Source organism: Streptomyces sp. V4I2, assembly GCF_030817655.1.
GTDB classification, from domain to species: domain Bacteria; phylum Actinomycetota; class Actinomycetes; order Streptomycetales; family Streptomycetaceae; genus Streptomyces; species Streptomyces plumbiresistens.
In genome coordinates this window covers 2,413,296-2,426,242 of sequence record NZ_JAUSZM010000003.1, presented here as the reverse complement: position 1 = coordinate 2,426,242, position 12,947 = coordinate 2,413,296, and the positions used below count along the sequence as shown (strand labels likewise).

Below are 12,947 nucleotides of genomic sequence, written 5' to 3'. Positions count from 1 at the left end.
GTCGTTCGTACGCCGGGCCATGCCCTCTCCTCGGTCGGCTCGCTGTGCAGGGAAGCTGCGGCGCGGCCCGCGCCGTGGGGGAATGGGAAGGTGCGGGCCGCGCCAGTCGGTGGGGAGTACGGATCAGTACGCCCGGCTCCGCATCCGGCGCCACCACATGAGGCCGGTGCCGATCAGGAGGATGCCGGCCGCGCCGGCGCCCGCGGAGGCGGCGATCAGTGTGGTGTCGTCGGTCCCGCCCGCACCGGCCGGCTGCAGCGCGTCGCCGATCTGGCTGCGGACGTCGTTGCCGTCGGTGGTGCCCTTGGCGAGCGGGCCGCGGGAACCCTCGGTGGGCAGCGCGACGTACGGGAAGGCCTTCTCGAAGTCCTTGTCGTTCTTGTCGACGGCGTCGCCCAGGTCGTTCTTGGCGCCCAGCAGTTCACCCTCGACGACCTGGAGCGAGGCGTCGATCACGTCGTCGGTGAGGCGGCGTCCGTTAGGGAAGCCCGCGTTGTCGCCGTCGAGGACACCGAGCCGCTTGGGGTCGGCGACCGGCTGGATCGAGGTGTTGAGGCGCAGTTCCTCCGCCGCGCGTACGTGCGGCGGCTGGTTGAGGCCCTTCACGCCCTTCAGGAAGACGTCGACGAGGTCGTTGCGCGGCTCGTCGGGCGCGTCGATCTTGTAGATCGCCTCGATGAGCTTCGGCAGCTCCGGGTTGGTCACGTTCTCGAGGAACTGGGCGTCGTCCCAGGGCGCGGACGCGTTGAACTTGTCCTTGTCCTTGATCGGGTTGACGACCTCGTTGACCAGCGGCATACCGAGGCGCGAGACCTGGGAGTAGTAGCCCTGCGCGTTCTTGCGCTGGGTCGTCGACCAGATACCGACGATCGGCTGCTCGGCCGACTCGGTGATCATGTGGGTCGGGACCTGGAGGGCGATGGAGTTGACGTTGTAGCCCTTGAGGGTGTCGTTGCCGACCTCGGTGAGGTTCCCGCCGTACAGCAGGTCGAAGACCCGCAGGTCCAGGAAGAACGGGTCGTCGGCCTGGCCGGCGAACGTCGTCGAGCCGCCGGGCAGCTCGTGCACCGCCTGGTCGCGCAGCTTGGCGTAGTCCGGCATGGACGCCTTGCCCACGTTCGACGGCGCCACCGGCACGTCGTCGGCGACCTTCGTCTTCGACACCAGCTTCTGGTGTTTGAGCTTCAGCAGCTCGATGTCGTACGTCTGTGTGACGTTCAGGTCCGGGTCGTCCAGGCTCTCGACCGGCCCGGTGTTGTACAGGAACGACTTGTCGTTCTTGACGTGCGTCTTGAAGGTGAAGCGGTACAGCAGTTCGCCCTGCGCGTCACCGTTGTTGTCGATGTGGAGGTCGTACTGCGCGTCCTCGGCGAACGGGAAGAAGTTCGGACCGCCGGCCGGCTCCTCGAAGGGGATCCAGTTCGCCACGATCGTCGTCGTGTCGGGCTTGTCCGGGCTGACGAACGCGTACACGTCCGTGTTGTCGTACTGGGGCTGCCCCGATATCAGCGGGGCCTCCCGGTGGCTGGAGGCGGCTGCCGCCCCCGGTTCCAGCGCGGTCACGCCGGCGGCTGCGAGCCCCCCGGCGGCCAGCGCACCACATACGAGGGTCGCGAGGTGCTTGCGTCCCGAACCGCTCCTGGAGATAGGTGTCATGCCGTCCGTCCTCAGTCCAACTTGCCTGACGCCGGGGGATTCGGAGCGGGGGGCGGGCCGGATTGGTCGAATCTGAAAAGTCTTTTTCTCCCTGCCGGGCCCGCGTTTTCGGCCCGCTGATCCGTAACCCCATCCGGAGGTGGGTTCGTTGCGAATACCTCGTGGGACGGGGCGGGCCGGGTGCGGTGTGCGGAGAGGGGGAGCCGGGGTGGAGGCGGACGAGCTGCTGATGCTCGTGGCGGGTGGTGACCAGAGGGCGTTCGAGGAGTTGTACGCACTGGTGTCCGGGCCCGTGTTCGGGCTGGTGAGACGGGTCGTACGGGATCCGGCGCAGTCGGAGGAGGTGTCGCAGGAAGTGTTGCTCGAACTCTGGCGGTCGGCGGGGCGGTTCGACCCGGGGCGGGGCAGCGCCCTGTCCTGGATCCTCACCCTGGCCCATCGCCGGGCCGTCGACCGGGTGCGCAGCGCCCGCGCCGCCGGCGAACGCGAGCAGCGCGAGGCGAGGCGTTCCCACAACCCTGCCTTCGACCAGGTCACCGAGGAGGTGGAGGCCGGCCTCGAACGCGAGTGGGTGCGCCGCTGTCTGGACCGCCTCACGGCCCTGCAGCGCCAGTCGGTCACCCTCGCTTATTACGAGGGGTACACCTACCGTGAAGTGGCCGAGCGGCTCTCCTTGCCGCTCGGCACGGTGAAGACGAGGATGCGTGACGGACTGACCCGCCTGCGCGAGTGCCTGGGAGGTGTGGCGTGAGCCTGTTCCGCCGCGAGAACCTCCACTCCCTGGCCGCGCCCTATGCCCTGGACGCCCTCGAACCCGACGAGCGCCGCCGCTTCGAGAAGCACCTGAAGAAGTGCGACAGCTGTCCCGCCGAGGTGCGCGCCCTGGCCGAGGACGCCGTCCGGCTCGCCTGGTCGGCGGCCGCCCCGGCGCCGGCCGCGATGCGCGAACGGGTGCTGGCCGCCGTACGCACCACTCCGCAGGAGAACGCCCCGCGGGAGGCGGCACGCGCGCGTCCGCCCCAGTTGCCGCCGCACGTGTGGGGCGTGCAGCCGCCGCCCCGTGAGCGGCGGCGGATCCCCCTGTTCGTGCCCTTCGCGACGGCGACCGCCGCCGCGGCCCTCGTGGTCGCGTCCCTGTTCGCCGTCCAGGCCGGGCAGACGGAGGACCAACTGAACGCCGAGCGGACCCAGGCGCGTGAGATCGCCCACGTTCTCGCGGCTCCCGACGCGCGTGCGACGAGGGGCCAGGACACCGAGGGCCGCAGTATCGGAGTGATCGCCTCCGCATCGGAGGGGAGCGCGGTCGTCACCCTGAGCGGATACGACGACCTGCCGAGCGACCGTGTGCGCCAACTGTGGCTCATGCGCCCCGACGCGCAACCGCGCTCCCTGGGGCTCTTCGGCGACGACACGCCCTTGGTGGCGTCCGGTCTCGACACCTCCGCCACCTCACTCGCTGTGACCGTCGAGCCCGACGGGGGATCACCGCAGCCCACTACCCAGCCGGTTGTCCAACTCGCCCTGAAATCGGTTGGATTCGGAGAGTGATCAAAGAGGAGTCGTCAACCTCCTTACAGGGAAGGTGAATCCTGTGACCGCGATACACGAGTGCCCCAAGGGGGCGATAGGGTTACCCTGCCCGGGCCGGGTGGACTCGTACGGGTGGGGAGTGACATGGAACAGATAACAGTGCGCAGCAGGGCGAGGGTCCCTGCGATCACCTGCGGGAGCAGCGCGACCAGTTCGCGTCTCGACCGCCATCTCTCGGTGCTGGGCGGTCCTGCCGTCCCCCAACGGGAGACGGTCGAGGCGACCTCGTTGATGCGTGAGCTGACCGCACGTGACACGCGCGAGCGCAGCCCCAGGGGTGCGCGAGTGAGGCGGCTCTCGCTCTTCGCGCCACTGCGCCGACTGAGCCGTTCGCTGTTCGGCGGGCGCTGAGCCCTCGCGTTCGGAGTTCCTGACCCGCGCTCAGGCGGCCACACCGTCCCGGCGTAGTGCTGCGATCCCGTCGTCCGTCATCCCCACGGCATGCAGCGGCGTCCAGGTGTGTCCGCCGAGCGCGGGTACGTCTCCTCACCCTCTCGCCTCCCGTTGCCCCCGCGCGTAACACCTTTGTCATGCACGCATGTTGACCCGGCAACGTTGCCGGTCCAGGGTTGTTGATCGTTTACACGTTTCACGTGGCTGATGCACCGATCCTCAACCGCCGGAGGCGCGCGTGTGTGACCTGCACGATCAGCATGAACACGAGACGATGTCCGCGAACGGCCAGGCACTGAGCCGCCGCCGCATCATGCAACTGCTGGGCGCGGCCGGTGTCACGACCGCCGTGATGGCCGCCGAGACCGACCCCGCGATGGCGGCGGTCTCCGCCGACGACACCCCGTCCGCCTACGAGGCACCCACCGGCCTCGCCCAGGACAGCCCCGCCAAGACGACCGCCCTGGACTGGATCAAGGGCAACTCGGGCCGGATCACCGCTCTCAACTCCGAGATCTGGGAGAACGCCGAGCTCAGCCTGCGCGAGTGGAACTCCTCCCTCGCCGAGGCGGGCTTCCTCGAGAAGGCCGGATTCGACGTCGAGTTCGGCACCGCCGGCTTCCCGACCGCGTTCACCGCGACCTTCTCGTACGGCAGCGGCGGCCCCGTCCTCGGCTTCAGCGGCGAGTACGACGCCCTGCCCGGCCTCTCGCAGCACAAGGGCGTCGGCCACCACGACCCGCGCGAGTACGTCCACGACCCCTTCGCCCCCAGCTACGGCCCCGGCCACGGCTGCGGCCACAGCGCCCTCGGCACGGCGGCGGCAGCGGCCGCGGCGGCCGTCGCGCGGGCCGCCGAGAAGCACAGACTTCCGGTCACCGTGAAGTTCTTCGGCTCCACCGCCGAGGAGACCCTGATCGGCAAGACGTACGCGGTCAGCAAGGGCGTGTACGAGGGCCTCGACGCGTTCCTCGACTGGCACCCGTCGACGTCCAACGCCACCGGGTGGGGCTCCTCGACCGCGATGACGGCCGTGACCTTCACCTTCCTCGGCGTCGCCGGTCACGGCGGCACCCCGCTCGGCAACAAGAGCGCGCTGGACGCGGCCGTGATGATGGCGACCATGTCGGAGTTCCTGCGCGAGGAGAACCTGGCGCCGTCCGGCCGCCTGCACTGGGTGATCAACAACGGCGGGGACATCCCCAACGTCACCCCGGAGATCGCCGAGATCTCCTACTACGTACGCGAGGGCAGCCCCGCCCGCGTCCAGGTCCTCCTCGACAAGGTGATCGCCGTCTCGGAGGCCGCCGCCAAGGCCTCGCAGACGAAGGTGCGGCACCGCATCACCTCCGCCTGCTGGAACCAGCTGCCCTCCAAGGCCTTCGCGGAGCTGATGCACGACAACATGCGGCAGATAGGCCCGCCCGAGTACTCCGACGAGGCCCACCAGCTGGCCAAGGAGCTGCAGGAGTCCCTCGGGCTGCCGCAGAAGGGCATGCACGCCGAGGTCGCCGCGCTCACCGCCCCCAACCCGGTGTTCATGGGCGGCGGTTCCACGGACGTGGCCGACATCAGCTGGAACGTGCCGACCGTCTCCATGGGCGCCGCGCTCGCCCCGATCGGCACCAAGATGCACACCTGGTCCACCGCCTCCTGCGCGGCGGCCGCCCCCGGCCAGGCGGCCCTGCTCGCCGCCGCGCGCTATCTCGCGGCCACGGCCGTCGACCTGATCACCCAGCCCGAACGCCTGAAGGCGATCAAGGCCGAGTTCACGGAGCGGACGAAGGACGTCGAGTGGAAGACCTCCCTCCCCGACGGCTACGAGCCGCCGATGTACGAGCCGCCCCAGTGGTTCCTGAAGAAGACCGGCCAGAGCTGGCCGCCGGACAACATCACCTGGCCGCCGAAGCGGGTCGTCTCCCAGGAGAAGTTCTCCTCGCTCGGTCCCGAACTGACCCCGCAGACCTAGGGCCGCGACAGGCGGTCAGCGCTCGCCGTGCGCGTACCGTCGCACGGCGAGCGGCATGAACACCGCGAGGAGGACCGCGCACCAGGCCAGTGACCCGGCGACGGGATGGGCCACCGGCCAGGCCGCACCCTCCGGCACGGGGGCGTTGCCGAAGAGGTCCCGCAGGGCCGTCGTCACCGCGCTGATCGGGTTCCACTCGGCGACCGTCCGGAGCCAGGCCGGCAGCCCTTCGGCCGGGATGTACGCGTTGGACAGCAGCGGCAGCAGGAAGGTCGCGCCGCCGAGCTGGCCCGCGGCCTCCTCGTTGCGGGTGAGCAGGCCCAGGAAGATCCCGATCCAGGTGGTGGCGAACCGGAACAGCAGCAACAGGCCGAAGGCGCCCACCGCCTCCAGAGCGCTCCCCTCCACGCGCCAGCCCACCGCGAGGCCGACCAGCAGCAGCGGAACCGTACCGGCCGCCGTGACGACCAGGTCCGCCACCGCCTGCCCCAGCGGCACGGCCGCCCGGCTCATCGGCAGGGTGCGGAAGCGGTCCATCACGCCCCGGTGAGTGTCCTGGGCCGCCTGGAACATCCCGGTCATGATCCCGTTGGCGGCGGTCGCCACCAGCAGACCCGGCACCAGGAAGGCACGGTAGTCCGCGCCCGGCATCGCCAGCGCGCTGCCGAAGACGTAGCCGAAGAACAGCAGCATGCTGATCGGCATCGTCTGGGTCAGGATCAGCAGCCCCGGGTTGTTCCGCATCCGCCGCAGCTGACGGCCGAGCATCGCGCCGCCGTCGTAGGCCAGTGTGGTCATGCCGCACGCTCCTGGTGGTCGTCGGTGAGCTGGAGGAACACGTCGTCGAGGGTCGGCGGACGCAGACTCGCGTCCAGCAACGGCACGCCCGCCGCGTCGAGTTCGCGCACCAGACGGGGGAGGGTGAGCGTCGAGTCCCGGCTGACCGCGCCGACGGCGTTGCGCTCGTGGTCGAACGACGGCTGCGCGCCGGTGAGTCGGTCCAGCACGGCCGCCGCCTTCGCCAGCACGTCCGCGTCCGCGACGACGACCTCGACATGGGTCCCGATGAGTGACTTGAGCTGGGCGGGCGAACCCGTGTGCGCGACCCGCCCTCGGTCCACCAGGGCGATGTCGTGGGCGAGTTGGTCGGCCTCCTCCAGGTACTGGGTGGTCAGCAGCACGGTCGTGCCCTCCGCCGTCAGGTCGCGCACGGCGGACCAGATCAGGTTCCGGCTGGCCGGGTCGAGCCCGGTGGTCGGCTCGTCCAGGAACAGCACCTCGGGACGGCGTATCAGACTCGCCGCCAGGTCCAGCCGGCGGCGCATCCCGCCCGAGTAGGTGGACGCGGCCCGGTTGGCGGCCTCGGCCAGCCCGAAGCGGTCCAGGAGCTCGCCGGCCCGCTCGGCCGGCCCCCGCACCCGGTGCAGCCGGGCGAACAGGCGCAGGTTCTCGCGCCCGGTCAGGTCCCCGTCGACCGACGCGTACTGCCCGGTGACGCCGATCTTGCGCCGTACGGCCGCCGCCTCCCGGACGAGGTCGTGGCCGGCGATCCGTGCGGAGCCCGCGTCCGGTCGCAGCAGGGTGGTGAGCAGGCGTACGGCCGTGGTCTTGCCCGCCCCGTTCGGGCCGAGGATGCCGCAGACCGTGCCGGTCGCCACCGCGAGATCCAGGCCGCGCAGGGCGTGCACGGCACCGAACCGCTTCTCCAGACCTTCACTAAGTACAGCGTACGTAGAAGTCATGGACCGACCATAGCGCACTACGTACGCTGTACGTAACTAGGATGGTGGCCGAGGTGATGATCGATGGCGGGCCGAGCGGCCGTACCCGAAGTGATCTGGGCCCGTCCCGAGCGGACGGGCCGGGGGCCGAAGCCGGCGTTCACGCGCGCGGACGTCGCGGCGGCGGCCGTGCGCATCGCGGACGCGCAGGGGCTGGACGGCGTCTCCATGCGACACGTCGCGGCCGAACTGGGCTGCGGAACGATGTCGCTGTACAACTACGTTCCGCGCAAGGAGGACCTGTACGAGCTGATGCTCGACGCCATCGGCGCCGAGCACGAGATGGGCGAGCCCTCGGGCGACTGGCGCGCCGACATGCTCCGCAACGCGTACGAGACCCGCGCCATCATGCGCCGCCACCCGTGGGTGCCGCGCCTGATGGCGGGGGTCTACGGCTTCAGCCCCAACACCCTGCGCTACCTGGAGCACTGCCTGGCCTGCCTCGAACCGCTCGAGGTGCCGTACAGCATCAAGATGGAGCTGGTCGCGCTGCTCAACGGCGTCGTGACGACGTACACCGCGAACGAGCTCGCCACCGCCGAGCGCACCCGCTCCATGCCCTGGTCCGAGGAGGAGGAGAACGCGGTCCGGATCGCCTACCTCGGCAGCCAGGTGGCCACCGGCGCCTATCCGCGGGTGGCGGCGGCCTTCATGGAGGCCTCCGGGCCGATCGATCTGGAGGCGGTGTTCGAACGGGCGCTCCAGCGGGTCATGGACGCCTTCGAGCCCAGAACCTAGAGCAAGGCTAGAGCAAGGCGACTTGGCCTTCCGGGCCTTCCTCGTGGTGGTCCAGCACCGACGCGGGCCTGCGTGCCGCCTCCGGCACCGGCAGCACGCCGGCCTTGCGCAGCTCCTGCGTGGTGATCGGCGCGGTCACCGTCAGTTCCTCCTGCCGCGGCCTCAGCTCCGCGAGCAGCGCCAGCACCGTGATCAGCTCCAGCAGCTCCGACGTCCACGCCTGCGGCCAGGTCGGCGGGCGGATCGCCTCCAGGGTGCCCGGCTCGGGGTCGGTGGTGCGGGCCGTGAACCACTGTTCCAGTACGCGTGTTCCGCCCACCTCGAAGTCCCAGGACTCCGGGGGCACCGGGGAGATACGGCCCTCGTCGAGGTGGAGGGCCTCCTCGTCGCGGTCGTAGTGCACGGAGAGGGGACGGGAGGGCAGGGGTGCGCGGACGTACGGGCGGCGGCCGCCCGGCAGCTTCGGGCGGCTGCCGTCGCGGCGCATCAGCCACAGGACGCGGTGGCCGAGTTCGACGCCGTGTGCCCAGAGTTCGGGGTCCTCGGTGAGGGGGACGGTGAGGCCGGGGCGGACCGCCGTCACGGTCCACGCCAGGAGGTCCGCCGGGGTGGGGGAGAGGCCGAGACGGGCGGCCAGGTGGTCCAACAGGCCCGGCGCGAGATTGGGTTCCGCGCCACCGGGGCGGCGGTACAGGGGGCGGATCCGGCCGGGGCGGTGGAGCGGGAGCAGGGAGGTGGCGAGGAGGAGCGGGCCGGGGGTCTCGGGGCTCTCCGTGACGAAGATCTGGTGCTCGTCCGCCACCCGCCACAGTTCGGGCCGGGCCGCGTCGATCAGCCGGTGGTCGGGGATCAGCCACTGTTCGTCGAAGGGCGCGTTCAGCACCCGTACGGGCTCCGGGCAGGGCCCAGAGGCGCGGATCAGCTTCTCCGTGCTGCCCGTCTGGCCCGGCAGCTGGCCGACCGCCGAGCGCAGGGTGCGCGAGCGGGTCGGCTCGAACAGGGCCTCCCGGTCCGGGCCCTCGGCCTTCATCAGGGCGTCCCAGCGGGCCTTCAGGGATGCCGCGTCGGGGCCCGTCGGCCACCCCCGGCCGAGCCGCGGCGGTGCGACGGACCACGGCATGAGGTCCGCCAGCGGCGGGGCATCGTCGTGCGTCACGCTCGGCATCGTACGACCTGCCACGGACAGCCGGCTCAGGTGGCGTCCAACGTCACCGTGAAGGAGAAGCGGTCCCCCCGGTAGTGGATGACGGCCACGTCCAGGGGGCGCCCGCCCGTGTCGTAGGTGACGCCCGTGTAGTGCAGGATCGGGCTGAGCAGCGGGACTTGGAGGAGACGGGAGGTCTCCGGGTCCGCCAGGCGGGCCTCCACGGTGTCCGTGATGCGGCTGATGTCCGCCCCGACGGCATCCCTGAGCACCTTGGTCATCGGCCAGCGGACCAGGTCGTCCGGGTCGATCCGCGCGGCGAGTTCGGGACGGACGTAGTTGCGGGCGTGGTTGGTCGGCTCGCCGGTCTTCTCCTCGCCGCGCAGGCGGTGGTACGTCGCCACCTCGGCGAGATCCGGGAAGAACTCGGCGAGTTCGGGCGGCACGGGCGCCCTGCCGTGCTCCAGCAGCTGCGTCGCCATGCCGGACTGCTGGGCCACGATCGCGTCCACCGAGCCGAGCAGCCGCACCGGGGCGCCCCGCAGGGCGTCCGGCTCGATGAACGTGCCGCGCCTGCGGTGGCGCGTGATCAGGCCCTCGTCCTCCAGCTCCTTCAGCGCCTGCCGCATGGTCAGCACGCTCACCCCGTAGTGCCCCGCCAACTGCTCCTCGGTGGGCAGCCGCAGCGGGTCCTGCGGCGAGCGGCCCAGTATCGAGGCGCGCAGCGACTGCGACACCTGGTACCAGAGCGGCAGTTTGCGGTTCAGGACGATCGAGTCCGGGGCGAAGGAGGTCACGGGGCCATCCGTACCGGTAGGGAATCTTCAGTGCAAGGGGCGGAAATGCCGCTCCAGTCCCTGCCACACGTCGTCGTAGCCCTGCTGCAGATGCTCCGCCTGGGCCGCGTGCGGTGTCAGCGTCACCGGCCAGCGGGTCTCGAACATGAACGCCAGCCCGTCGTCGACCTTCTGGGGCCGCAGCTCGGCGGCGCTCGCCCGGTCGAAGGTGTCCCCGTCCGGCCCGTGCGCCGACATCATGTTGTGCAGCGAGCCCCCGCCGGCCACGAAGCCCCCCGGGCCGGAGGTCTTCGCGTCGTAGGCGCCCTCGATGAGCCCCATGTACTCGCTCATCACGTTCCGGTGGAAGTACGGCGGCCGGAAGGTGTCCTCGCCCACCAGCCAGCGCGGCGCGAAGACCACGAAGTCGACGCCGGCCAGGCCGGGAGTGTCCGACGGCGACGTCAGCACCGTGAAGATCGACGGGTCGGGATGGTCGTACGAGATGGTCCCGAGCACATTGAAACGGCGCAGGTCATAGACATAGGGCACATGGTTGCCGTGCCAGGCGACGACATCGAGCGGCGAGTGGTCGTAGGTGGCCGTCCAGAGGTTGCCGCAGAACTTGTTGACCACCTCCACCGGACCCTCCGTGTTCTCGTCGTCCTCGTATGCGGCCACCGGCGCCCGGAAGTCTCTGGGGTTGGCGAGGCCGTTGGCGCCGATGGGGCCGAGGTCGGGGAGGCGGAAGGGCGACCCGTAGTTCTCGCACACATAGCCGCGGGCCGACGCATCCAGCAGCTCCACACGGAAGCGGACGCCACGAGGGATCAGCGCCACATGTCCCGGCTCCACCTGGAGCAGCCCGAACTCCGTGCGCAGCAGCAGCCCGCCGCGCTCCGGCACGATCAGCAGCTCGCCGTCCGCGTCGCTGAAGACGCGGTCCATCGAGGCGTCGGCGTGGTACAGGTGCACGGCCATGCCGGTGCGCTGGGTCGCGTCGCCGTTGCCGCCGAGGGTCCACAGCCCGGCGAGGAAGTCGGTGCCCGGGGTGGGCTCCGGCAGGGGGTCCCAGCGCAGCCGGTTCGGGTCCGGCACGGCCTGCGTGAAGGGAGCCGTGCGGATCCGGCCGTTCTGCGTGCGCGTGAACGCCGGGTGCGCGGCCGACGGGCGGACGCGGTACAGCCAGGAACGGCGGTTGTACGCCCGGGGCTCGGTGAACGCCGTACCGCTGAGCTGCTCCGCGTACAGCCCGAGCGGGGCGCGCTGGGGCGAGTTGCGGCCCTCGGGCAGTGCGCCCGGGACGGCCTGCGAACTGTGCTCATTGCCGAAGCCGGAGAGGTAGGTGAGGCCCTCGGCGGTCTTCCGCGCGTCCCCGTTCATGATCGCTCCTTTGCGGTCTGATTCCTATGTGTCACCGTAGGATTGCGTTTTCCCCGGCGCAAGAGGACAGGAGACCTCCTCACGGAGGATCTCGGAGCGCGGGAACCAGACTCCAGGGGGATACGAGGTGTCGTACCGGTGTTCTACGCTCCCCGACATGGCGTGGACGCGGGCACTTCTTGCTGCGCTCGCGGTCTGTGTCCTGTTGCTGACAGGATCCGCGGGCTGTGGCACCAGCGGTGCGGACGAGCAACAGAACCGGAGGAACGACCCCTCGCCCTCACCGGTGGGCAAACTCCTCGACGAGACCGACAAAGAGGGGCATCGCTTCCGTGAGGTGGAGGAAGAGGGCGCACCCGACGTCGGCATCGAGGTGCAGCCCGCCGCCGGCAACAGCTGGAACGTCCGCCTGACTCTCGAGGACTTCCGCTTCTCGCCCGCCGGTGCAAAAGAGGAGGCGGTGGCCGGCCGCGGCATCGTCCGCCTCTTCGTGGACGGTCACCCCGTCGCCCGGCTGCGCACCTCCGAGTACCGCCTCTCCGCCCGCTACGTCCCGCACGGCACCCACCATGTCACCGCCCGCCTGTACGCCGACGACGGCACGGTGTGGGCCGTCGACGGCGAGCCGGTCGAGAGCACGGCGGACGTCACGGCGTCGGCGCAGTCGGAGTCGGCGGGGACCGGGAGGTTGCCGGAAGCGACCGGGACCGGGAACGGCGTGCTGAGCGCACCGGGCTCCGTGCGCCGTACTGAGGGGCGAGGTTTCCCGGACCGCGGCGGAAAGGCATCATGAAGCCCGTGCCCCCAGCGACATCGCTCCGCCGAGCGCCCGTGCAGCGGCGCAGCGCCGAACGGCTGACGAGGATCCTCGACGCCTGCGCCGACCTCCTCGACGAGGTCGGCTACGACGCGCTCAGCACCCGGGCCGTCGCCCTGCGCGCCGGCGTTCCGATCGGCTCGGTCTACCGCTTCTTCGGCAACAAGCGCGCGATGGCCGACGCCCTCGCCCAGCGCAACCTGGAGCGCTACACCGAGCGCGTCACCGAGCGCCTCCGGGGGACCGGCGAGGGCGGCTGGCGGGCGGCGGTGGACGCCGTACTCGACGAGTACCTCGCCATGAAGCGCACCGCTCCCGGCTTCACCCTCGTCGACTTCGGCAACCAGATCCCGGTCGGCTCCCGCTACGCCGAACCCAACCACCGCGTCGCCGACCGCCTCACCGACCTCCTCTCCGGCTACCTCGACCGCGCCCCGGACGAGGACCTGCGCCGCACCTTCCTGGTCGCCGTGGAAACCGCCGACACCCTCGTCCACCTCGCCTTCCGGGTGGCTCCGGAGGGCGACGAGAAGATCATCGAGGAGACCCGGGAGCTGCTGCGGGCGTATTTGGCGCGGGTGCTGGACTAGGGCGTCCGCGCCCGGGTCGGCCGGACCGGCGCTGTAACGGTTCGTGAATTTCCGACCTCGTCCCCCGCTGACCCTCCCCTCCGTGCATACCGGTCGGTATGCTCACTCTC

Annotated in this window: 13 protein-coding genes; 7 read left to right on the top strand and 6 right to left on the bottom strand. The window is 70.8% G+C overall.

Annotated elements, in window-relative coordinates; genetic code table 11:
* Positions 1-123: 123 nt before the first annotated feature.
* On the bottom strand, positions 124-1,656 hold the full coding sequence (locus QFZ76_RS12045; protein ID WP_307673709.1) for a DUF4331 domain-containing protein: 1,533 nt from the start codon (positions 1,654-1,656) through the stop codon (positions 124-126).
* 208 nt (positions 1,657-1,864) lie between these two features.
* Here QFZ76_RS12045 and QFZ76_RS12040 point away from each other — a divergent pair, with 208 nt between their 5' ends.
* The 4 genes from QFZ76_RS12040 (at position 1,865) to QFZ76_RS12025 (ending at position 5,608) form a co-directional block, all read left to right on the top strand.
* Positions 1,865-2,407 carry a sigma-70 family RNA polymerase sigma factor gene (locus tag QFZ76_RS12040; protein ID WP_307673708.1) on the top strand — a complete coding sequence of 181 codons (543 nt, stop codon included), beginning with the start codon at positions 1,865-1,867 and terminating at the stop codon, positions 2,405-2,407.
* Complete coding sequence (locus QFZ76_RS12035; protein ID WP_307673707.1) at positions 2,404-3,204, top strand: anti-sigma factor; 801 nt, start codon at positions 2,404-2,406, stop codon at positions 3,202-3,204. The genes QFZ76_RS12040 and QFZ76_RS12035 overlap by 4 nt, the downstream gene beginning before the upstream one ends.
* A gap of 126 nt (positions 3,205-3,330) precedes the next feature.
* Positions 3,331-3,597 (top strand): hypothetical protein, encoded by a 267-nt coding sequence (locus QFZ76_RS12030; protein WP_307673706.1) that lies wholly within the window; start codon positions 3,331-3,333, stop codon positions 3,595-3,597.
* A 316-nt stretch (positions 3,598-3,913) separates the two neighbouring features.
* Positions 3,914-5,608: an amidohydrolase gene (locus QFZ76_RS12025; protein WP_307673705.1), complete on the top strand. Its 1,695-nt coding sequence runs from the start codon at positions 3,914-3,916 to the stop codon at positions 5,606-5,608.
* Positions 5,609-5,623: 15 nt separating this feature from the next.
* Here QFZ76_RS12025 and QFZ76_RS12020 read toward each other — a convergent pair whose 3' ends face one another.
* On the bottom strand, positions 5,624-6,406 hold the full coding sequence (locus QFZ76_RS12020; RefSeq protein ID WP_307673704.1) for an ABC transporter permease: 783 nt from the start codon (positions 6,404-6,406) through the stop codon (positions 5,624-5,626).
* Entirely contained in the window at positions 6,403-7,350 is a 948-nt protein-coding gene (locus QFZ76_RS12015) for an ATP-binding cassette domain-containing protein (RefSeq protein ID WP_307673703.1), read from the bottom strand. Before QFZ76_RS12015 ends, QFZ76_RS12020 begins: the two co-directional genes overlap by 4 nt.
* Positions 7,351-7,413: 63 nt before the next feature.
* Here QFZ76_RS12015 and QFZ76_RS12010 point away from each other — a divergent pair, with 63 nt between their 5' ends.
* Entirely contained in the window at positions 7,414-8,127 is a 714-nt protein-coding gene (locus QFZ76_RS12010) for a TetR/AcrR family transcriptional regulator (protein ID WP_307673702.1), read from the top strand.
* A 7-nt stretch (positions 8,128-8,134) separates the two neighbouring features.
* Here QFZ76_RS12010 and QFZ76_RS12005 read toward each other — a convergent pair whose 3' ends face one another.
* The 3 genes from QFZ76_RS12005 to hmgA are packed head-to-tail and all read right to left on the bottom strand — an operon-like array spanning position 8,135 to position 11,430.
* Positions 8,135-9,292 carry a type ISP restriction/modification enzyme gene (locus tag QFZ76_RS12005; protein ID WP_307673701.1) on the bottom strand — a complete coding sequence of 386 codons (1,158 nt, stop codon included), beginning with the start codon at positions 9,290-9,292 and terminating at the stop codon, positions 8,135-8,137.
* A 26-nt stretch (positions 9,293-9,318) separates the two neighbouring features.
* Positions 9,319-10,068: a GntR family transcriptional regulator gene (locus QFZ76_RS12000; RefSeq protein WP_307673700.1), complete on the bottom strand. Its 750-nt coding sequence runs from the start codon at positions 10,066-10,068 to the stop codon at positions 9,319-9,321.
* A 27-nt stretch (positions 10,069-10,095) separates the two neighbouring features.
* Positions 10,096-11,430, bottom strand: a complete 1,335-nt coding sequence (gene hmgA / locus QFZ76_RS11995) for a homogentisate 1,2-dioxygenase (protein ID WP_307673699.1) — start codon at positions 11,428-11,430, stop codon at positions 10,096-10,098.
* Between the two features lie 157 nt (positions 11,431-11,587).
* Here hmgA and QFZ76_RS11990 point away from each other — a divergent pair, with 157 nt between their 5' ends.
* Together QFZ76_RS11990 and QFZ76_RS11985 are read left to right on the top strand one after the other, a co-directional pair.
* Positions 11,588-12,223 carry a hypothetical protein gene (locus QFZ76_RS11990; protein ID WP_307673698.1) on the top strand — a complete coding sequence of 212 codons (636 nt, stop codon included), beginning with the start codon at positions 11,588-11,590 and terminating at the stop codon, positions 12,221-12,223.
* Complete coding sequence (locus QFZ76_RS11985) at positions 12,220-12,837, top strand: TetR/AcrR family transcriptional regulator (protein WP_266442293.1); 618 nt, start codon at positions 12,220-12,222, stop codon at positions 12,835-12,837. Before QFZ76_RS11990 ends, QFZ76_RS11985 begins: the two co-directional genes overlap by 4 nt.
* The last annotated feature ends 110 nt before the right edge of the window (positions 12,838-12,947 follow it).

Excerpts from the sequence above, each read along its gene's own strand:
- QFZ76_RS12045 (WP_307673709.1), bottom strand. The coding sequence starts at position 1,656 with ATGACACCTATCTCCAGGAGCGGTTCGGGACGCAAGCACCTCGCGACC.
- QFZ76_RS12030 (WP_307673706.1), top strand. The coding sequence starts at position 3,331 with ATGGAACAGATAACAGTGCGCAGCAGGGCGAGGGTCCCTGCGATCACC.
- QFZ76_RS12025 (WP_307673705.1), top strand. The coding sequence starts at position 3,914 with ATGTCCGCGAACGGCCAGGCACTGAGCCGCCGCCGCATCATGCAACTG.
- QFZ76_RS12020 (WP_307673704.1), bottom strand. The coding sequence starts at position 6,406 with ATGACCACACTGGCCTACGACGGCGGCGCGATGCTCGGCCGTCAGCTG.
- QFZ76_RS12015 (WP_307673703.1), bottom strand. The coding sequence starts at position 7,350 with ATGACTTCTACGTACGCTGTACTTAGTGAAGGTCTGGAGAAGCGGTTC.
- QFZ76_RS12010 (WP_307673702.1), top strand. The coding sequence starts at position 7,414 with ATGGCGGGCCGAGCGGCCGTACCCGAAGTGATCTGGGCCCGTCCCGAG.
- QFZ76_RS12005 (WP_307673701.1), bottom strand. The coding sequence starts at position 9,292 with ATGCCGAGCGTGACGCACGACGATGCCCCGCCGCTGGCGGACCTCATG.
- hmgA (WP_307673699.1), bottom strand. The coding sequence starts at position 11,430 with ATGAACGGGGACGCGCGGAAGACCGCCGAGGGCCTCACCTACCTCTCC.
- QFZ76_RS11990 (WP_307673698.1), top strand. The coding sequence starts at position 11,588 with ATGGCGTGGACGCGGGCACTTCTTGCTGCGCTCGCGGTCTGTGTCCTG.
- QFZ76_RS11985 (WP_266442293.1), top strand. The coding sequence starts at position 12,220 with ATGAAGCCCGTGCCCCCAGCGACATCGCTCCGCCGAGCGCCCGTGCAG.